Source organism: Parasulfuritortus cantonensis (assembly GCF_004337445.1).
Classification (GTDB): domain Bacteria; phylum Pseudomonadota; class Gammaproteobacteria; order Burkholderiales; family Thiobacillaceae; genus Parasulfuritortus; species Parasulfuritortus cantonensis.
In genome coordinates this window covers 31,426-56,796 of record NZ_SJZB01000013.1, presented here as the reverse complement: position 1 = coordinate 56,796, position 25,371 = coordinate 31,426, and the positions used below count along the sequence as shown (strand labels likewise).

At 59.0% G+C, this 25,371-nt stretch carries 20 protein-coding genes, 1 tRNA gene and 1 pseudogene; 1 reads left to right on the top strand and 21 read right to left on the bottom strand.

Annotated elements, in window-relative coordinates:
• The first annotated feature begins 11 nt into the window (after window positions 1-11).
• Window positions 12-98, top strand: a tRNA-Leu gene (locus EZJ19_RS03275).
• Window positions 99-417: 319 nt separating this feature from the next.
• On the opposite strand, the gene EZJ19_RS03270 is transcribed toward EZJ19_RS03275, so the two are convergent.
• The 21 genes and pseudogenes from EZJ19_RS03270 to epsE form a co-directional block, all read right to left on the bottom strand.
• Complete coding sequence (locus tag EZJ19_RS03270; protein WP_165873440.1) at window positions 418-930, bottom strand: PEP-CTERM sorting domain-containing protein; 513 nt, start codon at window positions 928-930, stop codon at window positions 418-420.
• 141 nt (window positions 931-1,071) lie between these two features.
• The gene (galE, locus tag EZJ19_RS03265; protein WP_131444865.1) at window positions 1,072-2,091 is read right to left on the bottom strand and encodes a UDP-glucose 4-epimerase GalE; all 1,020 of its coding nucleotides are present in this window, start codon (window positions 2,089-2,091) and stop codon (window positions 1,072-1,074) included.
• 64 nt (window positions 2,092-2,155) lie between these two features.
• Window positions 2,156-3,460 carry a nucleotide sugar dehydrogenase gene (locus EZJ19_RS03260; protein ID WP_131444864.1) on the bottom strand — a complete coding sequence of 435 codons (1,305 nt, stop codon included), beginning with the start codon at window positions 3,458-3,460 and terminating at the stop codon, window positions 2,156-2,158.
• 128 nt (window positions 3,461-3,588) lie between these two features.
• Complete coding sequence (locus EZJ19_RS03255) at window positions 3,589-4,896, bottom strand: undecaprenyl-phosphate glucose phosphotransferase (RefSeq protein WP_240754638.1); 1,308 nt, start codon at window positions 4,894-4,896, stop codon at window positions 3,589-3,591.
• 129 nt (window positions 4,897-5,025) lie between these two features.
• A complete protein-coding gene (epsA, locus tag EZJ19_RS03250; protein ID WP_240754631.1) occupies window positions 5,026-5,778 on the bottom strand; it encodes an XrtB/PEP-CTERM-associated transcriptional regulator EpsA in 753 nt (250 codons plus the stop codon).
• Between the two features lie 382 nt (window positions 5,779-6,160).
• Window positions 6,161-7,261, bottom strand: coding sequence for a glycosyltransferase family 4 protein (locus EZJ19_RS03245; RefSeq protein ID WP_131444965.1), 1,101 nt, complete (start codon window positions 7,259-7,261; stop codon window positions 6,161-6,163).
• Window positions 7,262-7,296: 35 nt separating this feature from the next.
• Window positions 7,297-8,448, bottom strand: coding sequence for a radical SAM protein (locus EZJ19_RS03240; RefSeq protein WP_131444861.1), 1,152 nt, complete (start codon window positions 8,446-8,448; stop codon window positions 7,297-7,299).
• A 3-nt stretch (window positions 8,449-8,451) separates the two neighbouring features.
• Entirely contained in the window at window positions 8,452-9,657 is a 1,206-nt protein-coding gene (locus EZJ19_RS03235; RefSeq protein WP_131444860.1) for a glycosyltransferase family 4 protein, read from the bottom strand.
• Window positions 9,658-9,729: 72 nt separating this feature from the next.
• Window positions 9,730-10,566, bottom strand: coding sequence for a sulfotransferase domain-containing protein (locus EZJ19_RS03230; protein ID WP_131444859.1), 837 nt, complete (start codon window positions 10,564-10,566; stop codon window positions 9,730-9,732).
• A gap of 52 nt (window positions 10,567-10,618) precedes the next feature.
• Entirely contained in the window at window positions 10,619-11,677 is a 1,059-nt protein-coding gene (locus tag EZJ19_RS03225; protein WP_131444858.1) for a glycosyltransferase family 2 protein, read from the bottom strand.
• 189 nt (window positions 11,678-11,866) lie between these two features.
• Window positions 11,867-13,252: a lipopolysaccharide biosynthesis protein gene (locus EZJ19_RS03220; RefSeq protein WP_165873439.1), complete on the bottom strand. Its 1,386-nt coding sequence runs from the start codon at window positions 13,250-13,252 to the stop codon at window positions 11,867-11,869.
• 121 nt (window positions 13,253-13,373) lie between these two features.
• Window positions 13,374-14,921 (bottom strand): hypothetical protein, encoded by a 1,548-nt coding sequence (locus EZJ19_RS03215; protein ID WP_131444856.1) that lies wholly within the window; start codon window positions 14,919-14,921, stop codon window positions 13,374-13,376.
• 115 nt (window positions 14,922-15,036) lie between these two features.
• A complete protein-coding gene (locus tag EZJ19_RS03210) occupies window positions 15,037-15,951 on the bottom strand; it encodes a sulfotransferase family protein (protein WP_131444855.1) in 915 nt (304 codons plus the stop codon).
• Window positions 15,952-15,954: 3 nt separating this feature from the next.
• Window positions 15,955-17,145 carry a glycosyltransferase family 4 protein gene (locus EZJ19_RS03205; protein ID WP_165873438.1) on the bottom strand — a complete coding sequence of 397 codons (1,191 nt, stop codon included), beginning with the start codon at window positions 17,143-17,145 and terminating at the stop codon, window positions 15,955-15,957.
• Between the two features lie 10 nt (window positions 17,146-17,155).
• Complete coding sequence (locus EZJ19_RS03200; protein WP_165873437.1) at window positions 17,156-18,559, bottom strand: hypothetical protein; 1,404 nt, start codon at window positions 18,557-18,559, stop codon at window positions 17,156-17,158.
• A gap of 349 nt (window positions 18,560-18,908) precedes the next feature.
• Window positions 18,909-19,601: an exosortase-associated protein EpsI, B-type gene (gene epsI, locus EZJ19_RS03195; RefSeq protein ID WP_131444852.1), complete on the bottom strand. Its 693-nt coding sequence runs from the start codon at window positions 19,599-19,601 to the stop codon at window positions 18,909-18,911.
• Window positions 19,601-21,342 (bottom strand): annotated as a pseudogene (locus tag EZJ19_RS03190) (bifunctional sulfate adenylyltransferase/adenylylsulfate kinase). Before EZJ19_RS03190 ends, epsI begins: the two are co-directional and overlap by 1 nt.
• 17 nt (window positions 21,343-21,359) lie before the next feature.
• Entirely contained in the window at window positions 21,360-22,265 is a 906-nt protein-coding gene (xrtB, locus tag EZJ19_RS03185) for an exosortase B (protein WP_240754630.1), read from the bottom strand.
• Window positions 22,266-22,298: 33 nt separating this feature from the next.
• A complete protein-coding gene (gene epsG / locus EZJ19_RS03180; RefSeq protein WP_131444850.1) occupies window positions 22,299-23,156 on the bottom strand; it encodes a chain length determinant protein tyrosine kinase EpsG in 858 nt (285 codons plus the stop codon).
• A 10-nt stretch (window positions 23,157-23,166) separates the two neighbouring features.
• A complete protein-coding gene (gene epsF, locus EZJ19_RS03175) occupies window positions 23,167-24,531 on the bottom strand; it encodes a chain length determinant protein EpsF (protein WP_131444849.1) in 1,365 nt (454 codons plus the stop codon).
• A gap of 17 nt (window positions 24,532-24,548) precedes the next feature.
• Window positions 24,549-25,352, bottom strand: a complete 804-nt coding sequence (gene epsE / locus EZJ19_RS03170) for a polysaccharide export protein EpsE (protein WP_206199302.1) — start codon at window positions 25,350-25,352, stop codon at window positions 24,549-24,551.
• Window positions 25,353-25,371 lie beyond the last annotated feature (19 nt).

Genomic DNA, 25,371 nt, shown 5'->3' with positions numbered 1-25,371 from the left:
CGCCCCTCTTTGCCCAGGTGGCGGAATTGGTAGACGCACTAGGTTCAGGTCCTAGCGCCGGCAACGGTGTGGAGGTTCGAGTCCTCTCCTGGGCACCAAATAAACTGCCAAGCAGTTTTTCAGCAGTACGAAAAGCCGCATGAACATCACGTTCTGCGGCTTTTTCTTTTTCCGGCGCGGCCGGCCCGCTCGCGTCGGCAAGCGGCTGCAGGGTTCCAAACAAGCTCATCCGTCCTAGTCGTATCGTATCGGCGCCCAAGTTCCGCGTCCGGTATCCCCCGGGGCAGTCCGGAAGACGGTCGACCCCGGCAGGGCCCAGGCGCCGCCAATGGTACAGACGCGTTCGCCAAACTGGAAGGGAAAAGCCTGCCGCGCCCGTAGGCGCCAGGCAAAAGCAAAGCGAAGGGACGGTCTGCTTCAGCGCATGTCGACGGCGCGTCGGCGCCGCACGGCGCCACCGACAAGGCCAAGCCCGGTAAGCATCAGCGCTATCTCGGCAGGCTCCGGTACCGGCGTGACGGCGTAGCCGAGGCTGGCATTTCCACCGGACAGATAGGTCGCCGTGGTACCGAACTCACCCTGGTAAACCCAGGTGCCGGTCAGACTGGCCGTGTAGGTGCCGGCACCGAGGCCGCTGACGGTGAAGCTACCGCTGTCGGCGGAACCGTCCAAGGTGGCGTCGATCGAAGTCTGGTTGCCGTAGACGTCGGTCCATACCAGCGAACTGATGGCCGCAACCCGGCCGCCCGCCTTGCTGCCCTGGTCGAACGTGTAGTAGAGCAGTTCGTCATAGTTGTACGCAAACGTTACGTCCGCGGTGTCGGTCAGCGTGAAACTGACGCTGTCGGTATCCGTATAGGTGCCGGCCGCCGCCGACCCAGCGACCAACATGGCGGCACTGAACGCCGCGAACAGCCGTGAGAGTTTCATGGTCATCTCCGTAAGTGGAATTACTTACGTCGAATTCTTGCTGCGTACAACCACTCCGGCAATGACCCGAACGGGCCGACAGCGGGGCCGACGTGGAAATACGCATGACATATCCATGGTGTACCCGCCACCGGACGAGCGTCAGGCCTCGCTGTAGCCGTTTGGGTTGCCGTCCTGCCAGCGCCAGGTGTCCGCGCACATCGCCTCGATGCCGCGTTGCGCACGCCACCCCAGCAGGCGCTCGGCCAAGGCCGGATCGGCATAGCAGCAGGCGATGTCGCCCGCGCGCGGCGCGGCGATCCGGTACGGTACTTCGCGGCCGCTCGCGGTCGCGAACGCCCGGGCCATCTCGAGCACGCTGTAGCCACGCCCGGTCCCGAGGTTGACGGTCAGCACGCCCGGATGGTCTTCCAGATAGCGCAGGGCGGCAACGTGGCCGAGCGCGAGGTCGACGACGTGGATGTAGTCGCGCACGCCGGTGCCGTCCGGCGTCGCATAACCGTCGCCGAACACGTTCAGGTAGGGCCGGCGGCCGACGGCGACCTGGGCGATGTAGGGCATGAGGTTGTTCGGGATGCCGTTGGGGTCCTCGCCGATCAGGCCCGACTCGTGCGCCCCGACCGGATTGAAGTAGCGCAGCAGGCCCACCCGCCAGTCCGGATCGGAAAGGTGCAGGTCACGCAGGATCTCCTCGACCATGAATTTGCTGCGGCCATAGGGATTGGTCGTCGCCCCGACCGGGAAGTCCTCCCGGATCGGCACCGCATGCGGGTCGCCGTACACGGTCGCCGAGGAACTGAAGACGATGCGCTTGACCCCCGCCTCGGCCATCGTCTCGCACAGCACCAGGGTGCCGGAGACGTTGTTGTCGTAGTAACGCAGAGGCTGCGCGACCGATTCGCCGACCGCCTTGAGGCCGGCGAAGTGGACCACGGCGCCAATCCTGTGGCGGGCGAAGATGTCGCGCATCTTCTCGCGGTCGCGTACGTCCGCCTGATGAAAGGTCAGCGGCCGGCCGACGATGCGCTCGACCCGGCGTATCGCCTCGGTCTTGCTGTTGCACAGGTTGTCCACCACGATCGGCTCATGGCCGGCCCGCACCAATTCTATGCAGGTATGGCTGCCGATATAGCCGGCACCGCCGGTCACCAATAATTCCATTACCGTCCCTTCGAGATGTTGTCGTAAATAAATAAGGTCCCGTGGCCGTTCGCTGTCCTGCGGCTCAGGCCTTGACCACGTTGGCGGCCGGTTCCAGGTAGACGCCCCGCGTGTCGACGATCAGTTGGGCGTGGCGCCGGATCAACTCGTAGTCGAAGACGTCATGGTCGGTCGCCACGAGGACACAGTCGTAGGCCGCCAGCGTCTCCGCGGTGACCGGCACGCTGGCGAGATCGAACCGATGCGCCCGCATCTTCGGGAAGGTCGGCACGAAGGGGTCCGCGTAATCGATCAGCGCCCCCTTGTCGCGCAGCTGGGCCATCAGTTCGACCGCCGGCGATTCACGCATGTCGTCGATGTTCTTCTTGTAGGCGATCCCCAGCACCAGTATCCGGCTACCCTTGACCGACTTGCGGTGCTCGTTGAGGGCGTCGGCGACCTTGCCCACCACCCAGTGCGGCATGTGGCTGTTCACCTCACCCGCCAGTTCGATGAAGCGGGTGTTGATGCCGTACTCGCGCGCCTTCCAGGTCAGGTAGAACGGATCGATGGGGATGCAGTGTCCACCCAGACCGGGCCCCGGCCAGTAGGGCACGAAGCCGAACGGCTTGGTGGCGGCGGCCCGGATCACCTCGTGGATGTCGATGGCCATGCGGTCGGCGACGATCTTCATCTCGTTGACCAGGCCGATGTTGACCGCACGGTGGATGTTCTCGAGCAGCTTGGTCATCTCCGCCGCGCGCGTGGAGCTGACCGGCACCACCCGGTCGATCACCTGGCCGTACAGCGCCCGGCCGACCTCCAGGCAGGCCGGGGTGACGCCGCCGACCACTTTCGGGATGGTCCGGGTGGTGAAGTCGGGATTGCCCGGGTCCTCGCGTTCCGGCGAGAAGACCAGGGCGATGTCGCGGCCGACCTTGAGGCCGGTCGACTCGACCCGCGGCAGCAGTTCCTCGTCCGTGGTGCCCGGATAGGTAGTGCTTTCCAGCGACACGACCTGGCCGGGCCGGAGATGCGGCACCAGGGAATCGGTGGTACCCAGGACGAAACTCAGGTCGGGCTCGCGGTGATCGTCCAGGGGCGTCGGCACGCACAGGATGAGGGCGTCGGCCTCGCGCGCCCGGGCGAAATCCGTGGTCGCCTCGAAGCCATGGCGCGCCGCGGCGATCGCGGCAGCCGGGATGTGCTTGATATAGGTCTCGCCACGATGCAGCTTGCCGGGCTTGTCCGGGTCGATGTCCAGGCCGAGGACCCGGTAGCCGGCCTCGACATAGCGCAGCAGCAGGGGCAGGCCGACGTAGCCCAACCCGACGATGCCGATGACGGCGGATTTATCGTTCAGTTTCGACAGCAGGGAATCGAGGCTCATCGGTCAGCAATCCTGTCAACAAGGTTCAGCGAGCCGGAAGTCTAACCGGGTCGCGGCGCGCCGTCCCGGCGCAGGACACGAGGGGCCGCACCCGGGGTGCCGGGATCTCCCCATGCCCGCGCCGCCTCTCAATACGCGTTTTGCTGTCCGGAGAGCACCCAGACCGTCTTGAAGACGATGTACAGGTCGAAACGCAGTGACCAGTGGCGCAGGTATTCGAGGTCGTATTCGACCCGTTTCTGCATCTTGTCCAAGGTCTCGGTCTCGCCCCGGTAGCCGTTCACCTGCGCCCAACCGGTGATGCCCGGCTTGACCTTGTGGCGGATCATGTAGCCCTTGATGACCTTGCGATACATCTCGTTGTGGGCGACCGCGTGCGGACGCGGTCCGACGATGCTCATGCGCCCCTGCAGGACGTTTATGAACTGCGGCAACTCGTCCAGCGAGGACTTGCGCAGGAAGCCGCCGATCGGGGTCAGGCGGCTGTCGTTCTTCTGCGCCTGGCGGATCGTCCCGCCATCCTCGCACACGGTCATGGAGCGGAACTTGTAGACGTAGATCTCCTCGCCCTCCAAGCCATAGCGGCGCTGCTTGAAGATCACCGGGCCGGGCGAGGTCGCCTTCACGGCGAGCGCGATGGCGGTCATCAGCGGCGAGAGCAGCAACAGGATGACCGTCGAAAGGAAGATGTCGCTGGCCCGCTTGAGGAAGCCGTTCCAGCCGCGGAACGGCGTCTCGCACACCGACACGACGGGCATCCCGCTTACCGAATCCACCCTGGCCTGGATCAGGTCGGTCACGAACATGTCAGGCACGAAGTAGGTCGATACCGTGGTATCGCGCAAGGCATCGAGCAGGCTCAGGATGCGTGGCTGGGAGGCCATCGGCAACGACAGGTAGATGGTGCTCACCGAATGGGTCTTCACGTAGTCCGGCAGGTCGGCGATCTGGCCGAGCAGCGGGTGGTCGCCGCGCTCGCCCAGGCGGGTCTCGGCGCGGTCGTCGAAGAAGCCGAGCACGTCGACGTTGTGATAGGGGCTGGCGCGCAAGCGCCGGGCCAGTTCCAAGCCTTGCGAATTGGCCCCGGCGAGGACCACCCGCTCCGGAGGTCCTTCGAGCACCTGGAGGTAAGGCAGCGCGAACCGGAACGCCACATGGCCCCCGATCACGGCCGCCGGCGCCACCGCCATCCAGACCAGCAGCAGGGGCAGCTCGAAATAGGCCAGGAAGTGGCTACCCCAAAGGAACAGCAACACCAGCGAACCGAGGACCGCCCAGCTCGCCAACACCTTGAGCACCATCCGTGCCGGCGGGCAATTCAAGCGGCTGCGGCCCGGATAGGTCACGGCGAACATCGCGAGCGCGAGCAGGACATGGCGCGAGCGCAATTCGCCCAGGAAATACTCGGCCAGCAGCATGAGCGAGAACATGATCATGAGCGGATCGATCAGCCGCTCGAGGCTGGCCAGCAGCCGATTACCCCCCCCTTCGCCCAAGGCGAGATGAGGAAGCGTGGGGTGGCCTATCTGTCCGTTGATTGCGTTCATGGCTTCATGGAGTCCGTTTCAGCCTCTGGCCAGGCTGCCATACTTGGCGACCGCCTGTGCCCGGCTGCTGACATTCAGCTTGTGGAATATGCGCTTGAGGTGGTTTTTGACGGTGTTCGGGCTGATGTTCAAGATCAGCCCGATCTCGTGGTTGGTCTTGCCCGAACGGACCCATTGCATGATCTCGTGCTCGCGCCCGCTGATCTCGCAAGGGCCCGGATCGCCGTCTGTCCGAATATCGGGCACCAGGCACTCGACCCGCCTCAATACGGCATCGATCTGAGGAACGAGAATTTCCAGAATCGCCGGCTCGACGTCGATCACGATGTCCTTGTCGAAGAACACGTAGATGCAATCGCTGCCACCGCGGCGATCGTGGATACCGTGGACCAGCGCGGAGCGCATCCGGCCCAGAGCCGCGATACTCGAGTTCACGGTACGCCCGGTGCCTACCGATTCGAAATCTTCGAGCACGTACCAGCGCTCGCCGCCGGCCAGCCAACGCCTGTGCAGTTCCCGCATCAGCGGGCCGGCATCGTCTCCCGACATGACTTGGCAGGTGCCGATGTCGGCGATGTTGGAGGCCACGTCGTAGCTGAGATGACCGGTCGCGAAATCCCCCCAGACCGCCACCAGTACGTCGTGCGGCAGGAGCACGCTTACCTCCCCTTGCAGCCATTTGAAGAAGTCGACATGGCGGCTGATCGCGGAGGCTTGGCGGGCAACGGCCCGCAGTGCCTCCCAACCTCGCATATCGATATGCGATCTCATGACATTCCCCGGTAGAATTTTTCTTGATGTAAGCAATAACTGCGCCGTCTTCCTCATCGCCGCGAATTCGGCTCAGCCCGCGGCGCAGCAATCCCGCCATGCGTCCGCGTCACAATACAAAACTCGTTTTAAAAACGTATGTTACGTATCACCCAATGGCAATCGTGGCGGCGAACAAACTGTACAGCATGCTCATGACCCCCCCATTTCAGGCGTGACCGCTGATGATTTCGCAGCCGAACCAACTAGTGCATAAATGATAAAACAAGCTTACATGTCCATTTTATGCGCATTGCTATTTCGTATGCACCATTTATGCGCACTCGTGTGCCAGGCAATTGAACGCAGAAGGCGACAAGCCGAGGTGATTCGCTTGGAAGCGTCAGGACTTCACCACCGCCTGATACACCAGCAACGTGCGGCGAGCGATATCGTGCCAGTCGAACCGGGTCTTGACCCACGCGCGGCGCTCGTTGCGCAGACCTGGCGTTAGTGGCTGAGCCGCGAAGGCGCGCAGTCGCTCGGCCAACGCCTCTGTGTCCCCCAAGGGAAAATAGTGCGCCGCCGGCAGCCCCACCTCGAGGTTGGCGGGGATATCGCTGGCGACCACCGGCAAGCCGTAGGACAGGGCTTCGAGCAGGGCAATCGGCAACCCTTCATGAGAGGAAGGCAAGACAAATATCCCCGCGTGGGCGTACAGCTGCCGTAGTGCCTCTCCCGTCTGCAAGCCCGTGCAGACCGTGCCCGGCGTTGCCTTCGCGGCCTCGATCACACTACGGACATATTCGTCGGGATGGTCCGAGGCCCCCACGATGGCCAGTTTCCATCCTGGCAATGCCGCTTGGTCGAAGGCTCTGATGAGGTCAAAATGGCGTTTCTCCGGAACCAAGCGGCTAACCAACACCACGTACCGACCCGCATCCAGCCCAAATTTGGCCAGCGCATCGGCACTGTCCGGCAGATCGGGCAACACGACTCCGTTCGGAATCAGGGTGCTCTCTCGGCCATGCTTCTGCCGTACGAGTCCGCGGATGACCTCCGATATCACGATGCGCCCGTGAGACCAGCGCATGCCGAAGCGCTCACCCAGTTGCAGCACCCACCTCGCAACCTGCCCCCATTTCTGGCGGTCGTAATCGGGCCCGTGGTGCGTCACCACCACTCTCAGCCCGAACAGTCTGGCTAGCGGCGTCATCACGGCCGGGCCGATGGCCTGGATATGCAATACGTCGGGCCGGCGTATCAGGCCGGCGTACAGCACCCCGAGGAAGGAATGCACTATCGCCTCAAGGCCCTTCGACTTAGGTGCCCACAATCGCCGGAAACGTACCCCTTGCCAGTGGTCCCCGACAGAAGGCGGCTGGTAAGCCGATCGGACGATGACCTCGACATGGCACCCGGCGGCTGCAAGCAATGGGCACAGGTGTTGGGCATGCGTTTCCACCCCCCCTTGGACACCCGGAAACCCCCGCAAGCCGAGCATCAACACCTGAATAGGCAAGACAGCCTCCGCCACGCCTAATCGGCCCGCAACATGTCGGCCAGCTCGGCCTCAGACAACACCACCTCAGGCTCACGTTGCCGGAAGGTGATGGGTTGCCCCGGAACCCCGGTCTCGCGCAGATCACCCTGGCGCGAATCCTGCCCGACGTCGTAATGCGGAACATGATCGATGCAGATCGGTTTGCCGAGGAACGACTTGATCTTGTTCTTGGCGACCCATGCAGTTGGATGCTTGATGTATTTCTTCATCACCGGCGCCGCCGTACCCACCATCCAGCAGTTCTTGGGGCAGGTGCGAACCTGAGCGCGTACCTTCTCCGCCTGCTCGCTGAACCACAGGTCCTCGAATCGCGCCACAGCCCGGATGTTCCCCATCGATTCCTTCCAGTAACGCTCTTCCAGGCCGTTACAAGGAAAGGCTTCCCCGTAGGGATCGACGAAGAAATTGGCAGTCCCAGCCTCGCAAGGCAGCATCCGCGGATTGCCACGGATGTAGTTGATCAGGCCCAGGTTGAAGAACGCGCGATACCAACTCTTCGGCGAATTCTCCTTGAGCAACTCCTCGATCAGCTTATGGAAGTTGCGGATCACCTCATCCTTGTTGGTGATCTCGTTGTCGTCTTTGTGGAAATAGTAGGAATTATGGAAAGCGGCCGTGGCGAACTCCATCCCCAACTCGCGCGACAACTTATACAACCAAAGCATGTCGGCCGAGTTGTGATTGGAAACCGTGCAGCCATAACCTATGTCCTTGACCCCCATTTCCTTCAGCGTCAACAGCACCCGCAAGGCCCGGTCGAAGGTACCGTCGCGGCCACGCAGGTCATCATTCTTCTCGGACAACCCTTCGATGCTTACCCGGATGCCAATATTGGGATATTTCTCGGCCATTTTGATGATCCGGTCCGTATGCCAGCCGGACGTCGAGATAACCACCCGGTCAGACTTGCGGAACATGACGTCGACGATTTCCTCCAAGTCGCGCCGGACGAACGGCTCGCCACCCGTGATGTTCACGAACTTGAAGTTCGGAAGCACCTCCAAGTCCTTAGCCGTAATTTCCCGCTTCTTGTCAGTCGGGTTCTCCCAGATGTCGCACATCTTGCAGCGCATCTGGCAACGATAAGTCGTGATGATCGAAACGTCGGTCGGGTATTCAGCAGCCATCTTTCAACCTCCCAGGACAGATTTGTAGACATTCATCAAGCCGGCGTTGTGCTTGGCCAATGAAAACTCCTCCTCAACCCTCTTCCTCGCTGCCTGACCCAGTTGTCTCCTGAGTTCCGGCGCACCCATCAACCTGGCCATCGCCGCGGCCAGGTCATCCTTGTTTCCGGGTTCGAACAGCAACCCGGTCTCTCCATCGGCGACCAATTCGGGGATGCCCCCGATCCGGCTGCCCACCACGGGTTTACCGTAAGCCATGGCTTCGAGCACTGACATCGGACAGTTCTCGTACCACTCCGACGGCACGACGATGACAGCGGCCCTGTCGATCACATCGCGGAGTTCGTCCCCCGTTACGTGGCCAATAAATTTAGCTTTCTTGTATTGCGATCTGAGATCGGCTTCCAAGGGTCCCGTCCCCGCCACCACCAGCGGCCACGCCCCGCCCGAAGACTCGTGGGCCACGAGCAGGCTGCCAACTCCCTTCTCCGAGCTCAGGCGTCCAAGATAGAGCGCATATCCGTCATCGGCTCCACTCCCCTGTACCAGATCGGTACCCACCCCGTTGTACAGCAAATGGATGCGTTCTTTAGGCACCCTGTGCGCGATGGCCTCAGACATGAAGCGGCTTGGCGCAATGTACGCATCAACCTTTTCGTAGTTGCCCATCCACCGTTGGACTGTGGCTTCGACGTAGAGCAGAGCACTCTTCCCAAACGAGCCCGACGCACAGCGATGGACCAACGCCTCCCGGAAGTTCCCCGTCAAACAAGCCGAGCAGGGCTGCCCGCCCCGCAATCGGTTATACGTCGGGCACACAAGCTTATAGTCATGCAGCGTCAGCACTACCGGGATTCCAAACAACTTAGCCGCACCGATGATCGAGGGCGTAAGTTGGTGATAGATGTTATGGCAATGCACGATGTCCGGCCGGGTCTTGCGCACCAAGCTAGCCATCTTATTGGCCGCCTCTCTAGAATGAATGAACTGAACCGCGGACATCACCTTCGTAAGCTTACCCTGCCGGCTACGGTAATCCTGGGTGCGTACGAAAGATGCCTTATAGGGACTATCCAGGTTCCGCGGATCCTCCATGGAAAAATCGACGGTTTCATTGCCTAGGCCGAGAAGGAATTCCCGTTCCTGGAACATGACGGTCTCCGACCCTCCGTTAGGAAAGAAGAATTTGTTTGCTTGCAATATTTTCACGCGACTACCATCGCCATCTTTAAATAAATCATCATGGGCATGAGAATATGATGAGGCAACTCTAAGGGCACTCTACAACCAACAACAGAGGTCACGTTCAACCATATCTTGAAGACGAAGCGTATCTTGGCGATACATATTCTTCAGATAGGCGATAGTCTCTGGCAACACAGGCGGAATGATGTCGTTACTTGGAATTCTATTTATCTTTCGATAGATTTTTTGTAAGCCGACATTTCCCGCTAGGCTCCAAACAGCGCCAAGGCCAACGCTTCTTGCCGCGCTCCGAATGGTCTCAACCGTATTTCCAAACGTTCTGTACTTGACGGCATAGCTTTCATTAGATTTTTGATGCAGGCTGGAAGAAGTATGGTTTGGGTCGATATCGAGATAGGAATAAACATCACCCGCAACACCATCTGGGTCCATTTTTATGTCTTGCATTAGGACTACTTTAATCTGCTGCTTAGGAAAGTTCTCATACCAGCGGGCCATATGTCGAGCATACATACCCTGTTCCAGATAGCTCGGATTGTCTCTAAGAGCATCCTCAAAGCTGGCATTGCGGGGATCGATGCGCCCAATTCTTACCATGTGCCTATGCTGGGACAAAGCGCGTTCAACGGGGTCTCTTAACGACACCAGAATAAGCGTTGATGCGTCAAGCAGTTTTACCCTGGCTGGCACTGAACACTCATTAAAATAGGACGGCGATATTTCGCCGACCAAAGATGCTTTCGGTTTGCTGTTGAACTGGCGGCCATACCACTTGTATCCGTTTTCGTAGTGGTAGGAAAAAAAATTAACCTCCTTGACGGTACTAACCGAAACCGCGGGATGGTCGGCAAGAATATCGTAAAGCCATGAAGACGCGCATTTCTGTGCGCCAATACCAACAAATCTACGCATTTTTCTGCCTTTTAATTCGAATCACAAAAAAGCACCAAAAAAATGATACAATTTATATCTTCGTGCTTACAGACGGCAGCATATTATTGGCGCCATCTTCTGGAGAATTCTGGAGGACAATATAGTCAACTGGATATTCGGGATTGACTTGTTTTCGAACAAGCCCCCTAATCCAGCCTGCGGTGTAGACCTGCAGGTTTAAAACACTAAAAATTCCGTTGCTGATGCTACCCTTCCGAATGATTTGGACCACAGTGAACGCCACCAATGCAACACTTAACAACGCGGTGGGAAATGGACTAATTGGGAGAACAAAAAGCGTGCCTGCGAACAGCAGCCAATAGACGCTAAAAGCCGCGTACATCTTATGTCGCCACAAAACTGTGAGAAGGTACGGCTTTCCCACTGCGGCATGCAACAGTTCACCGGCACCATCCACATATCGACTGATCCACCTTCGCTTCATCAACCGGAAACTGTCGTCGTTATGTACATGGTGCTTAAAAGCGGGTTCATTGAGTCGCTGCAAACGCCAGCCTGCAGACGTAAGACGTAAACCAAGGTCCATTTCCTCGAAACTGTGGAGGTTTCGATTGGTGAAGTAACCGAGTGCATTCAGAGCAGATCGCCTATAAAGCCCCCCACAGTCCAGCCAGCTTTGTAGGCCTGGGTACATTCGGCCGACAGTTTGCTTCTTTCTAATTTCAAGTTCGTACCCTTGCCCTCCGATGATTTCCTCTAGACCAGCGACCGCCCCAACTGTTGGATCATGATGCATCAATGCGATGGCATGTTGTAAGAATTTTGGGTATAGCTCCATATCCCCATCGAGAATGTAAATATACTCGCCTTTAGCCACGTGATAGCCAAGTTGTGGGCCAATACCACAACACTTTTCAGCGCAATTGCCTAATTGCACGATAGTAATTGGATATCGACTTGCCAATTCTATTGTTCGATCCGTAGAACAACTGTCCGCGAGGATCACTTCACCAGAGAAATCGGAGATTGCCGCGATAGCCGATTCAATGGCCTTTTCAATATGATCCTCTTCGTTAAGCGCTTTTATAATGATGCTGACGTGTGGGGCAACCTGACCGACTCTACGCATGGAATTGCTCTATATAAACAAGTTAAATGGTTACGAGATGTCCAGCTTTGAGGGTGATTGGATACGTCATCCGCTGGGCGTCGCAGTGAACAACACTTGCGGAAACGGCTAGGCAAAGGCCGATAATAACGTTGTGCCCTTGGACTAAGGCGTTATCTGGTCGCCGAATAGGGTTCACGAGGCGCCTAATCATGCTGGTCTGCGCTTCATGAGTTGCAACAATAAGGCGCGTTCGTCTGTTTTGATAGGCGGCCAGATCAGGAGCAAAAACCCATAAGCCAGCAAGCCCGCACCGCAGCCCAGCCAGACAGAAAGGTGTGACGCGGCCCAGCAACCCAGCACTCCTGAGCCTGCGGCCAACAGCAGCGCGTGCGCTGTCATTAACCAATCAAACCTAAAATGCAGCTTCAGTCTGTGGAACCACATCAGCACTACGGCAATCGAGAAGACGTTGCCAGCCATCCCGCCCACCACGAACCCCCATAAGCCAATATGGGGAAGCAGAATCAATGCCACAGGCAGGGAACTCGAAAGGGTGAGATTGCTGACTAGGAAGATCTCGTTACGCTCGATAGCACGTACTATGATCTCCAGTTGTGAACGTAAGCTTTCCAAGCTAAGCACGAACAGAAGGCCAATCAAGATGGGGGCAGCCTCGCCATATTTACCAGCTGTCGCCCAATCCAGAAGTACCACGCCGCCGACGAGGAGAATCACACTGGGGAAGCCCAGCGCCACTAGGCTCGCGCGGAAGGTCATGTTGGCAAGACGCGCGATTTCCTCAAAGTTACCGCTGGCGGCGTAACGCGCAAAGAACATTGGCTGAATCATTCCGTTCAACATGCGGGTAGGCAGATAACGCTGGCCATAATCCATGAGGCTATCCACAAAGCCAAAGACCCCCACCAGACCGGGGGGTAACATGGCACTGGCTGCTACCCGATTGGCTGCCCCCCCGTACAACATGTTTGCCAATGCTTGCAGATAACCCCATACCGCATAGCGGCGAATTCTTGGGCGGTTTTCATCAAACCAACCATCGTACCCATCGGCCCTATAAGGGTCCGCTTTCCAGCGTCGGTAAAATCCACTCAACAAGAATAGAAATACCACGCTCTCGCTAACGATCTCCGTCAAGATCACGGTCTGCAGCGTGAGTGCACCCTGTAGCAGCAGCAGCCCCGACGTGCTGAACCTGAGAAAAGCCCCGGCAGCCAAGCTGTACTGCGTCGCTTTCTGCCAGAGCAGCGATTCCATCGTGCGGAAGATGAACATATTCGTCAGCCGCAACCAGCCTACCGGCAGATACAACAATAGCCAGGGCAGCCAACTCACCAACTGGAACGAAGGTGCCCACCACTCCCGAGTACCCCACGCCAACGTCAGGGCAGCGGCGATGACCAGCATCTGAGTGCTGGTGCCGGCAAATATCAGCCGGTACATGGGCAAGTTGTTGTTTGTCGCCCTGAGTTCGGGCACATACCGGAACATCGTCTGGCCCACACCAAAGCTGGAAACCAGCCCGATGATCAGAACAACCGCCTGAAACACCGAGTAGGCGGCAAAGGCTGCCACTGGCAGCGTTCTAGCCACTAGGAGCAAAGCCCCAGCGGATAGCAGGGCGGTTAGTGCTTTGCCCGTCAGAAAGTGAACGAGGCTGGAGCGAACCGCCTCTATGCCATAGTGGTGCTGCAAGTCAGTTCGCCAATGAAATGCGGAAGCAGGAAACCGAATTGGCCGGAACCCCGACGACCAGCACCCCATCAGCCCCTACGGTCACGGTCCTAGCCGGCTGGCGAAAAAATACCCCCGGCGTCTGACGATCCTGATCAGCTGCAACGCCCACTCGGCCAGCAATAAAATCGTGCCGAACGGAAACCTTTTGGCCTCCAAAAACCGGCAACTCTACGTTGATCTCATGGGGCTGGGCCGCCCGATTGACCACCCATAGCCCCAAGTTGGCGAATGTGTCATCGGCCAATGCCACGGCCCGCACGTCATATCCGCCGATGTAGCCGCTTTCATTAGGACTGTTCGTCTGAGTCGCAAGAACGTTAGGCAGGCGGTTATCGTTCAATAGCCGCAGCACCCAATACATCGGCAATGGTTGCACACCAGAGCCAGCGTTGTTGAAGATGCTCCACTGCCCCACGGAATACAAGAATGCACCCTGAATGGCGGGCATCTGGGCCGTGGCAATCCAGAAATCCGCCGCCGACAGAGCTCCAGCCAAGCCGGACGTGAATGTGTTCGCCAAACGGCCCGTGATATCCGGGTTACGCGAACGGCCGTGCTCCGTAATCCACACGTTCGGCGCGCGCCCTTGGCGCGCGGCAGTGGCATCCCGAATGGCTGCCTGGAACATCTTCAACCGCCAGGGGATGGAACTCCGGAGGAGCAGCTCACTGCGCAGATCATCGTAGTAGTATTGAAAGGACAGGTCATTCACCATCGGCAGTGCATCCAGCACAGCTTGGTTAAAGGTCTTGTAAGGGCTTTTGCCACTGGATTTCTGGTACGTCAGGTTGAAATCCCGGAGGAACGCGACAAACTTGGCATCTGGGTCGGCTTGGCTCATTGCCGCGATGGTGTCACTGGCGCGCTCGATGTACTTGCTTGTCGGCCACTCATATTCGTTTCGATCCAGTTCATTCCCCAACTGGTAATAGCGGGGACCCGACGGCGCTTGGTCCCGAATGAATGCTGCCAAGCGCCCATTGCTTGCCGCCACCGTCGCGGAGGGTAACTCCGCATCCATGCTGGTGGTGCTCCAGCCATTCAGGTTTAAGGTGTACCAAAACCGGCCGTTCACGTCGTTCAGAAAAGACAAGTATTCCTCTGCCCCGAATCGCGCCGGCACGGGGGCGGCCCAGTCGGCCAGTTTTTGCGGCGTGCGGTAAATGGCAGGCCCCATGGCCCATTCCCAATTGAAATGGTTGGCCATGAGGCCGCCAGGGTAGCGGTAGACCAACCCAGGCAATACTTGGTACTGCCTAAGGAGACCAGGCTTAAGTTGCGAACTTCCAGCCTCAAGCGCATCTGACTCGAAGATTTGCGACTCAAAGTTCAAGCCCAGAAAATGATCCGGCAACCTCCGTAAAATCGTTGGAAAGACGTTGATGACTGCATCCGTACTCGCCTGCACCTCAATCAGCTGGTCGGTTGGCAGCGAGTCGGCAGCGCACCCTTGTACCAACACAAACGACACGGCAGCAGTTAGAAAACGTAGATGGTATATATTCATTTAAACAGATCTCCGAACTGCCGCCTACATAGCAGGCTTTTTCAGACATTTATTTTGAACCTGTTTGATCCAAAAAAGGCCATGACATCCCCATGGCTAGACGGCCATAAGCTAATTATCTTACGGGCTTCGCGTAGCCAAGTTTATTAAGCGTTTCTGCCGCAATTTTCTCAACCAGATTTATCTCGTCTTGGCTAAGCCTTTTTATGCTTTCAGAATTATAGTTTACCACCGCCGACTCCCTACCGTCCGCCATGTTATGTATCTGATATTTATGACGAAATGATTCTGATATCTTTCGTTTGTCTAGATTCAGGAATTCAGCGATTCTAGTCGATACTTGTTCAGGATCATCCGTGATGTCCTCATAGCTAACTCTCAAGTAGTTCCTTACGTGACAAGACTCCTCTAGCATAATTTCATTCACCATTGCCCAATGTTTGGCTGCATGTGCTATCGGCTGGCGCCCCTTTCTTTTTATGCCCTCACATACGGCATATCCGTCCCTCACGAGGCCAATGAAATGCGCAGTTGGAAAGTTGCTGTCAATCCACCTCATTCTTGCGACGTTAGCAGGTGTCTTTTCCACTATTACCGGAGCAATTGGCAACTGAAGGTCGCGCATCCAGTCAAAAAGAAGCCGCCGAGCGCGCTCTTTTGAGGCATCTCGACGAACAACAAGATCATCTAGATACTCAGACCACACCCTCTCGTGTCCTCTCTTTCTGGCGCGCCGAAATATCCGTGTATACATTTGACCTTCCATCGGCAAAGTAGACACTTGGCCAGTATTTTCTAGGACTCGTTGCAGGATACTTGTTCCGGAATTGTTGCAGCCGACGATAAAACACCATTTGTGCGCAGACACAAGTTCGTCAAAGTACCGATTAAAATACCTCTTGCCGCCCCCGATATGCCATTCAATGCTACGAGTAGCGTCTGCCGCCAAAACTGCGGATTTTTCCTTGTATCTATGAAATCTGGCTACCCAATCACTTGAGAGAGTAGTCATGACATGTTCTTTGCGCATTCGCTAATTCCGTAAGGTAGTTACAATATCTTCTCTAAGCGTCGATCTATTGAGTGCACTCATTACCGCTTCCCCAAATGTCTTTTCCGGCCGCAGAAGAAAATATCGACTTTCCCAGCAGTTCACGGACAACTCCGTTCTCAATTCATTGGTGCTGATGATGGCCGCCAATGCTTTGGTTAGCTCAGGCAACGAGTTCTGCTTGTACAGGATTCCGTTTACACCACTATTAATGAGATAAGGGAATGGTCCGTCGTTTGGTGCGATGACCGGAGTCCCAATGGCCAAAGCTTCCATGGCAGACATACAGCGTCCCTCCGGAAATTCGCTGCGGGTAGGAGTAACCATGGCCCAAGCCGACTGGATGAGGGCACCAATATCACCATGAGGGATTGGTCCCAACAGTTGGACATGGGCTTGGAGGCCGAACTCCTGCACTTTCTTGGCCAATATGAGTCGATCAGTTCCATCACCTGCGTAGACCAGTTGAGCAGTCATTCCATCCTTGATGAGGCAATGGAAAGCCTCAAGTAAATCAAAAATTCCTTTTTCCCTCACCATCCTCCCGAGAAACAGAATGCGTGGCGGCAAGGGTGGCTGAACATCCTGAAATCCGCCGTCGGGGCACAAGTCGGCGCAACCTGAATCAAATACGGTGATGCGATCCGGCGGCAGACCAATATCGGCCAGTTCCTGGGCTAGGTATGGACCATGGCAAATGGCAGCATCACAGCGCCGGATCAACCAAGCGTCCAAGCCATTGCGGATACGTCCCTTGATACCTGCGGCCTGACCGCTCAACCGATTGTGGGCAGAAAAAACCACAGGGGCGTGCAGAACCTTTCCAGCAATCAAGCAAATGGCCAGTGCATACCCTTGGCGACCACATAGGATGCGCTCCGGCTTTGCCGCCAGAATCTCCTTCGGATATCGAATTAAAGTTTTCAGCCGATGCCATAAGCCAACGTTGCAGTAGGTTCGTGCGCGCATCGTGCCATGTTCGACAGTCTGGTCCTGATCCAAAAATGCGGCGACCGTGACTGCGCTGACTTGGCCCTTCTCCAGAAAATCGGCGATGAATGCGTCAGGGCCACCAGTTGGTTTTTTCCCGTTGAGGGCTAAAACCCGCTCAACCTGTGCGGCGACGTCTCCGTTCTTGAAATAAAAATATCGATATTTGTATTGCTCGGTCATGCGATGCTGGCTACGGCTGTCCATCGTTGGATGGCTTGGCCGTAATCTCCCTAAGGTTCAAGTCTTCATTCATTCGGCGTTGCCAGTAGGCAATGTAGCCCAGCGTACCAATGACCAGAGTCTGGTATGGCAAGTCGAATACAAAGAAATTCTTGTGGGCCAAACTCAGCGCAAATACGGGAATCATGGCCTGGATGGCCCTGAATAAGGCGTACATGTTTCCGTCTGAATAGTAATGGCGTGCGACAAGGCTGGCAGTCCGCCACCCCCACCAGAACATGGCTAGAATAATGCATGTGCCAATCAATCCAACGTCCCATAGCATTGCCGGAACGGCGGTCAATCCAATCCCCATGTGCGCATAATGATCAGTGGCAAGACTCTTGATGGGAATGGCACCGCCAGTTGCCTCCTTAGACTGCGCTAGTCCGTGACCTATCAGGGTATGGCTAGGGTCTTGCAAGCCGTGGTGCTGTGCCCAAAAGCCATAGACGGAGTAACGGTTGAGGTACGTTGACCACCGGTTACGCAAATCCCCGAAGTTCTCGTCGATGGACCCCTGTATGTAGGTTTCCATGGTGATGCCACGTTCATTGGCGTGGATAGCCACGTATGAGGTGAGCAGTGCAAAAATCATCAACGCCGTAGAAACAACGCCGATCAAGAAAACATGGGGGCGTTTTGCAAGGTCTTCCCAGTAGAGCGCTAGAAACACCATTGCAAGGTAGATCACCGCAACCTTGGTTTCGTTGACGAACAGTGGAAAAAGCAGCAGGAGACTGGCCAGGAACATACCCCAGTTCGACATTAAATTGAGTTTCCAGCGGGCCAATATCCCTGCCCATACCGTCACCATGAATAACGCCAAGGTGGCGTTCGCGCCACCACCACGCCTGTCACCGCCGAATGTGCCAGAGACTATATCGACTGGCACAATGCCGAATCCCATTCCAGTTCGCTCAGGGACGAGAACAAGGTATTGCTGCAAGACAAATGGGATTTGTATTAGCGCGATCCAGAACATCGCCTTGGGGAAGGCCCGCATGGTTGCCTCGTCCCATCGGACGAGTGCCATCACAAAAAGAAGCGGCCATATCTGAAAATAGCCTTTTATGCCAGATATAGTCGTCCCTAGTGCTCCATGGTTAAAAAGGGTTGTAAAAACGGCTAGCAGGATAAAAACGCACGCTAACAGAATAATGCCTGGAGTACTGGTGCGTTGATATACGGCAGCTTTTTTAAACCCTTCTGCAACCACATACAGAAGAAGGAGAGAGGCCGCGCCAGCAATCAGCCAACTCATGGACTGAAAGGCCGGGAAATAGAGACGGACGCTACCAGCGATTACCAGGCTTCCGATGATGGCGGACCACAGTAGCAAACGCGGAAAGAATGCAACTGCAACTGCAGCCATTGCTCCACCGAATACCCCTGCGATAAGTAGGTCACTCGTAGAGGATACTAGCCCAAGAAATAATGCAACAGGGAGACTGAACAGTAAGACTGAGGCCGTGTTTATCCAAGCTGCTCTAGTGCGTGAGTGGGCAACGTGGGCATTCATTGCCACCCAGCTCCCATTGCGAAGGTAACTCCGGCTTTCCCGGAGAATTCGGCTTCATTCAGTTCATACCCACGCCAATATTTATTGCAAAGTATATACTGTTTATTTTTCTCACAAACAATAGCTTCTTGCTGCTCAGCCAGAATATCATAAAGGCACGACGAAGCGCATTTCTGTGTCGCAATGCCAATTAATGTCCCTTTCATACACCTTGACCAATCATGCCAATGATATGGCGCCTACCCTCTGGGGTTAGTGCACCGAGCAACGAATGTGCAAAATGATCCTGCAACCGGTAAGCAGCGCCTTCATCCGACTGGAGACTTGAAATTCGGAATAGCAAACCATCCGGAATTTTTCCGGTAAGACCGTATTTTATTTGTTCCAACTTCCATTTGACGCTACTGCTCATCACGGCCATATCGCCCATTGTAGTCCAGTAGGTAATTGGCTCTATGCGTCCACCCTGCTTGGCTACAAGCCGCTTGATCGGGATATCGCCTTGCCCCGTCGAGAAGGCATCCTCCCTGTTATTTAGCAGTTGAAACCCCTGCGCGGGATAGCAGACCTCTGGTTTATGCACCGCCATGGAATCGCTCTGGTTGCCGCCATACGCGATAGCCAGCATGACGCGTTCGCCATTGCCGTTAATGTAAGTTCGGGACAGCGTCTGACTATAAATTCTGTCTACCTTGGCCTGCACTTCCGGGTTAACCATCAGTTGGCCGATGTCTTGCTCCATTTTCCAGTCCCCGAATTGCCTGGGAATCATGGTTTCTAGGTCAACCTTGGGACCTTGGTCGGCAAGCATCTCTGTCGGCTTGAGGGCGTTGGCGAGCCCAGCCGCCGCCAGCATAGTCAAGCAAACGTAGAGGTAATGCAGACTGCGCTTCATCACCGCAAATATCCTTCATGTTCCAGCTTCAGGATGACGCTCTGAACCGCCTCATCCACGGTGTACCGGGACGTATCGATCGCCAGTTCCGGCTGCTCCGGGATCTCGTAGGGGTCGGAAACCCCGGTGAATTCGGGAATCAGGCCGGATCGGGCCTTCGCGTACAAACCTTTCCGGTCCCGTCCCTCGCAGACCTCGATCGGCGTGGAGACATGAATCTCCAGGAAGCCGCCCCAGCCCTCGATCATCTCCCGCACCGCCGCGCGGGTCTTGGCATAGGGTGCGATGGGGGCACAGATGGCGATGCCCCATGCTTGGTGATCTCGCTGGCGACGAAGCCGATCCGGCGGATGTTGATGTCCCGGTGCTCCCTGGAGAATCCAAGCTCGGAGGACAGGTTCTTGCGGACGATGTCGCCGTCCAACAGGGTGACGCGGCGGCCGCCCATTTCCATCAGCTTGACGGCGAGAGCTTTGGCCAACGTCGACTTTCCGGCACCAGAGAGGCCGGTGAAGAACACGGTGAACCCTTGCTGGCGGCGCGGCGGATAGGAGCGGCGCAGTTCTTCGACGACTTCCGGGTAGGTGAACCAGTCGGGGATCTTCAAGCCCAGCATCATCCGGCGGTTGAGTTCCTGGCCGCCCATGACCTGTTTGCGGCTGTAGGGCGGCGCCTCCTCCTGGGGGAGGTACTCGTCGCGGTCCTCGACGTAGACCATGCGTGGGAATGGGATCAATGTGACCGACACCGCCTCCAGGCAGGCCTGGAAGGCGGTGTTCTGCGTTTGCTGCCCGTTCTGTGCGGGCTCGTCGTGTGCTTCGTGGCGGGGCCCGGACGCGTAGTCCTGGCCGCGCCGGCGGGTCCCCGTTTCCAGGGTCTCGCCCCCGACGATGAGGTGGGAACAGCCATAGTTGCGGGCGGTGATGGCACGCAGCAACGTCTCCCGCGGGCCCGCGGGCAGCGGGATCATGGGGCTCAGGGCAAACAGGGTGGTGGCCGACGGCAGACGCGGCAGCACGGCCTGACAGGCGCGGACCAGGGTGACGTGACTGGATTCGAGCACCGGATCCGAGCCGGCGGTGGGCTGCAGCAACAGGTTCGCCTCGTGGCGGGCGGCCGCCTGCTGCATGAATTCGAGCTGGGGCCGGTGCATGGGCCGGCCGGGTTGGCTGGCGAGCACCCGGCGCCAGCCCCGGCGCACGAACTGTTCACGCAGCTCGCGCGGAGTGTGGCGCACCGAGGGGAAATCGTGCCGCGGCGGCAGGGCGACACCCTCGACACGGCCGGCGACGTAGTGCTGCCCCGGCTGGGCCAGGGGTTGGCTGAGCGGCACGCCCGCGCCTGCCGCCATCGCGGACTCGCCATCGGGATCGGCTGGCCAGGTCTCGCTGACGTGCAGGATGGCGGGCATGAAGCCCTCGCCGTCCCGTAGCGCGACGGTCTGGCCGGGTTTGAGCGCCTGCGCCGCCTTTTCGCTCACGGCCAGCGTGATGGGCATGGGCCACGGACGCCCGTCCGTCAGCGTCAGGGTGGTGAGTACGCTTTCGAAATCGGCCCGGCCCAGGTAGCCCCGCAGCGGCGAGAGCGCCCCGTTGAGCATCAGTTCGAGCTGGCAAATCTGGGTCCAGGTCAGGTCCAGCGAGGCCATGGCCAGGGTTTGCTGGCGGATTTCCGCCGCTCGTCCGGGCTCGACGAGCAATTCGGTCAGTTCGTCGCCGTAGGGAGGGATCAGTGCATCCATGCCGTTCGCCTACGCCTCTACCGAGTCGACCCGGACTCGCTCCGGGGCCGGTTACGGAATGCCACCGCGCCGAGCAGGACATCGAAGCCCATCATCGCCAAAAGTCCAACCATGAAAAGAACCATTCCCGTGAAGTCATGTGCAAAACCTTGTCCCGCCGCGTCACCGAAGTGGTAGGTGATCAGGATCAGCAGGATCACCCGGACCACGTTGGCGGCCACCGCAATGGGCACGATGCTCGCCAGCAACAGGGCGTTGCGCAGCACGCCGGTATGCCGCATCAGGTGCATGTAGAGCAGGCCCAGGGCGGACAGGCTGAAGATGGAGTGCAATCCGGAACAGGCATCGGCCACCAGGAGCTGGTACGCGCCGATGGTCAGGATCACGCCCGACCGGGCGACCGGGTAGCCGACCCCATGGAGGATGTTCGACGCGGCCGCCGAGACGAACTGCTTGAGCGGGCCGGTCAGGCCGTCGACGACGAAGCCGGGCAACGGCACCATGAAGGCCAGGAACAGGACCGGGAACCAAAGCCTGCGCACCGCCGGTCCGCCCAGGGTGATGAGCAGTACCCCGAACAGGACGGGGATCTGGGACCCGACCTCGAACAGCAGTATTTCCTGGGAGCGACCCAGGGCGTACGCCAACAGGCCGAAAAGCAGCACGCCCCAGCCTAGAACGGGCCGGGTGTGCCCGGCCGCAGCGGGGCTGGGGACGTCGGAATCCGCCGCGAAGGCAGCGCGCTGCTGCCAAGCCAGGTAGAGCGAAACCAGCAGGATGAGCGGCCCGTGGGCCTGCTCATCGGCCAGCCAGAGGCCATGAGCCAGGTCCCACCAGGTGGGCAGGTAAAGGACCGCCAATCCCAGCAGGACCGGCAGCCAGGCCAGCCAGGCCGGCGGCGCCCCGGCAACTCGGGAGGTCATCGAGGCCGTCATGCGTCAACGTACCGTGGCCGGTCAGAATTCGTTGACCACGGCGCCGACGATGCTCGCGTCGGCGGTCGTCAGCATCTCCTGGACCAGGGCCAGGGAGGCGAGCGGCGTGGTGTCCTTGCGGGCGACGAGCAAGGCGCCGCGGGCGCGCCCGGCGATCGACTGGGCGTCGACGGACTGGCTCATGGCCGGCGTATCGATCAGGACCACGTCATATTGCTGTTGCCATTCGTTGACCAGCGATATGAAGGTCGAACAGCAGATCAGCTCCTGCGGATTGGGCGGCGTCGGGCCGGCCGTCAGGACCGTCAGGTCGCGGAAATTGGCCACCTGGCTGAGCGAACTCGAGGTCGCCCGCTCGGCCAGAAGTTGCGACAGGCCGTCGCGGTTGTCCAACCCGAACAGGCGATGCTGGCGCGGGTTGCGCAGGTCGGCGTCGACCAGCAGGGTGTGCTCGCCCAGCTGCGAGAACACGATGGCCAGATTGGCGGCCAGCCAGCTGCGCCCCTCGCCGCGGCCGGCGCTGACGATGGCCAGCGTGTTGGTGCCCTCCTGCCGGTCCAGCCAACGCAGCATCAGCTGGTTGCGCAACGCCCTGAGGTTTTCCACCGTGTTCGAGAACGGCTGGTAGGCCGCGACCAGCTCCGTACTGAGCCGGCTTTCGCCCTGGCTGAGATACGGATAGTCGAACTGCTTGGCAAGGACCTGGGCGATGTCGCCTTCCGATACGAAGCGCAGCGCGACCGCCGCCTCGCCGAAACGGACCTGATGCTCCTTCTGGTATTGCAGGATGCTGTCGAGTTGTTCGGCGTTGATCTTGCCGCTGTCGAACAACGCGGCGCCGATATTGCCGGACTGGATCGGGGTCATGGGTGCATTCATGGTGGCGCTCTCAGGTTAAGGCGGCGGCTCGGCTCTTGAACCAGCCGCCCGGCTTCGCGGACAGCACGCCGAGGACGGGGACGCCGAGCAAATCGACGATGTCCTCCGGCGCCCGGACCCGGCGGTCGAGCATCTCCATCAGGAATGCCACGCCGACGGCCAGCATGCCGCCCAGGAACACGGCGAGCACGACGTTGAGCAGCAGCTTGGGACTGTCGGGCTTGATCGGCGCGATGGCCGGGTTCAGGACGGCGATATCGGTCTGGGTGGTCTGCGCCTCGAGCTGGCTCTGGCTGTAGCGCTGCAGCGCGGCGTCGTAGATCTGTTGCGCGTTCTGGACGTCGCGCACGAGCACCGAGACCTCGTCGCGCTGCTGCTTGAGCGCCAGCACCCGCGCCTTCTGCCCGGCCACCGCCCCGCGCAGGTTGGCCTCGCGCTGACGCGCCGCGCTGGCCGTGGTCGTGACGACCCGGGTCGCGGCGGTCTTTTCGGCTTCCAGCTTGGCACGCAGCGTGTCGACCTCGGCCTTGGAGCGGAGGTATTGCGGATGATTCTGACCGAGGTTCTGCGCCAGCTGGGCCAGCTCGGCCTCGCGCCGGGCGAGGTCGGTACGCAGTTGCTGCACCACGCCGCTGTTCATGACATCGGCGCCGTCGCCGCTCTGGCGCGACGCCGCGTCGATGCTGCTCGACTGGGCCGCCACCAGCTGGCTGGACAGTTCGCCCAGCCGTGAGGTCTCGACGTCCAGGCGTTCGTCCGAAGCCACCAGGCCGTGCTCGCGCTGGTAATTGGACAACGCGGTCTGTGCCTGTTCCAGATTGCCGCGCAGTTGCTTGAGCTGGTTCTCGTACCAGGCGCTGACCTGGCGGGCGGGCTCGGTCCGCAATTCCAGGTTGGTATCGATGTAGGCGCTTGCGAAAGCGTTGGCGACGACGGCTGCGAACTTCGGGTCGGCGCCCTTGAAGCTGATTCCCACGGCACTGGATTCCCGCGACGGGTCGACCGACAGGTTCTCGACCAGCTTGTCGGCCAGCCAGTCACGGATGTTGCCCTTGCCTTCCGTGGCCGTCTGGAAATCTGCCTTGACCTGCGGGATGTCGGCCAGCTTCAGGTGGTTGACCACCTTCACCGCCACGTTGTGGCTGGTGATGATGTCGACCTGGGTCGCGACGTAGCCGGACAGCAGTTGCACGGGGATCATCGCCCCGGTCACCGGGTCCTTGCTCTTGGCGTCCACGACGATGGTGCTGGTCGCCTTGTAGGTCGGCGGCAGGATCAGGCTGACCGCCACCGCGGTGGCCACGGTCACCCCGAGCACCCCGAGCATGAGCCACAGGCGGGCGCGCAGGATGGCAATAAAGGTCGCGAAGTTCATTCGATCATTCCTGTTGGTCAGAACAGACTCTCGGGCACGTAGATCACGTCGTCCGCCTTGAGGGCGTCGGACTTGGCGGGCGCGATCTCCTCGGCCTTGGCGTCGCCGTACCGGCGCACCACCTTGAGCGACTTCTCGCTGCCCCGCAGCGTGGGGCCGCCGCCCTGAGCCAGGCCTTGCATGACGGTCATGCCCCGTTCCAGGCGATAGACGCCCGGGCGCTGGACCTCGCCGTAGATGTAGAAGACCGGGGCGCGGTGGACGTAGAGGGTATCCCCGCCGGCCACGTAGACATCCGCGCTACGCTGGTCGTCCAGGAACATCGCCGCGATGTCCGCTTGGACGCGGTAGGGCTTGCCCTGCCGGACCCCGCTCAGGACGACCGTGTCGGCACCGCCCGGCGCGACGCCGCCCGCCATGGCCAGGGCCTCGCTCAACCGGATGTTGGCGGCGTCGAGCGGGTAGCGCCCGGGCCGGTTGACGAGGCCGAGCACGGAGACCTGGTTGCCGCGCACCTGCAGGAGTTCGATGTTGACCTGAGGCTGCTTGAGGAAGCCGCCGCGTTCCAGGCCGTCGGCGAGCCGTCGTTCCGCACCCGCCATCGTCAGCCCACCCAGCTTGACCTCACCGAGCAACGGGTAGGTGATCGCACCGTTCTCCGACACCCGCGTCTCCAGGGTCAGGTCGGGGTTCTGGAACACCGTGATCTTGATCGTGTCGCCCGAGGCCAGCGCGTATTCGGGCGCCGCCTCGGCGGCGCGCGCCGGCCCGGCCAACCAGGTCAGGAGCAGTACGGCGAAAGACATCACCAACAAGCGCATGTGCATATCCTTTTTATTG

Coding starts and splice junctions, on each gene's coding strand:
- EZJ19_RS03270 (WP_165873440.1), bottom strand. CDS start 930: ATGAAACTCTCACGGCTGTTCGCGGCGTTCAGTGCCGCCATGTTGGTC.
- galE (WP_131444865.1), bottom strand. CDS start 2,091: ATGGAATTATTGGTGACCGGCGGTGCCGGCTATATCGGCAGCCATACC.
- EZJ19_RS03260 (WP_131444864.1), bottom strand. CDS start 3,460: ATGAGCCTCGATTCCCTGCTGTCGAAACTGAACGATAAATCCGCCGTC.
- EZJ19_RS03255 (WP_240754638.1), bottom strand. CDS start 4,896: ATGATCATGTTCTCGCTCATGCTGCTGGCCGAGTATTTCCTGGGCGAA.
- epsA (WP_240754631.1), bottom strand. CDS start 5,778: ATGAGATCGCATATCGATATGCGAGGTTGGGAGGCACTGCGGGCCGTT.
- EZJ19_RS03245 (WP_131444965.1), bottom strand. CDS start 7,261: ATGCTCGGCTTGCGGGGGTTTCCGGGTGTCCAAGGGGGGGTGGAAACG.
- EZJ19_RS03240 (WP_131444861.1), bottom strand. CDS start 8,448: ATGGCTGCTGAATACCCGACCGACGTTTCGATCATCACGACTTATCGT.
- EZJ19_RS03230 (WP_131444859.1), bottom strand. CDS start 10,566: ATGCGTAGATTTGTTGGTATTGGCGCACAGAAATGCGCGTCTTCATGG.
- EZJ19_RS03225 (WP_131444858.1), bottom strand. CDS start 11,677: ATGCGTAGAGTCGGTCAGGTTGCCCCACACGTCAGCATCATTATAAAA.
- EZJ19_RS03215 (WP_131444856.1), bottom strand. CDS start 14,921: ATGAATATATACCATCTACGTTTTCTAACTGCTGCCGTGTCGTTTGTG.
- EZJ19_RS03210 (WP_131444855.1), bottom strand. CDS start 15,951: ATGCGCAAAGAACATGTCATGACTACTCTCTCAAGTGATTGGGTAGCC.
- EZJ19_RS03205 (WP_165873438.1), bottom strand. CDS start 17,145: ATGACCGAGCAATACAAATATCGATATTTTTATTTCAAGAACGGAGAC.
- EZJ19_RS03200 (WP_165873437.1), bottom strand. CDS start 18,559: ATGGCTGCAGTTGCAGTTGCATTCTTTCCGCGTTTGCTACTGTGGTCC.
- epsI (WP_131444852.1), bottom strand. CDS start 19,601: ATGAAGCGCAGTCTGCATTACCTCTACGTTTGCTTGACTATGCTGGCG.
- xrtB (WP_240754630.1), bottom strand. CDS start 22,265: ATGACCTCCCGAGTTGCCGGGGCGCCGCCGGCCTGGCTGGCCTGGCTG.
- epsG (WP_131444850.1), bottom strand. CDS start 23,156: ATGAATGCACCCATGACCCCGATCCAGTCCGGCAATATCGGCGCCGCG.
- epsF (WP_131444849.1), bottom strand. CDS start 24,531: ATGAACTTCGCGACCTTTATTGCCATCCTGCGCGCCCGCCTGTGGCTC.
- epsE (WP_206199302.1), bottom strand. CDS start 25,352: ATGCGCTTGTTGGTGATGTCTTTCGCCGTACTGCTCCTGACCTGGTTG.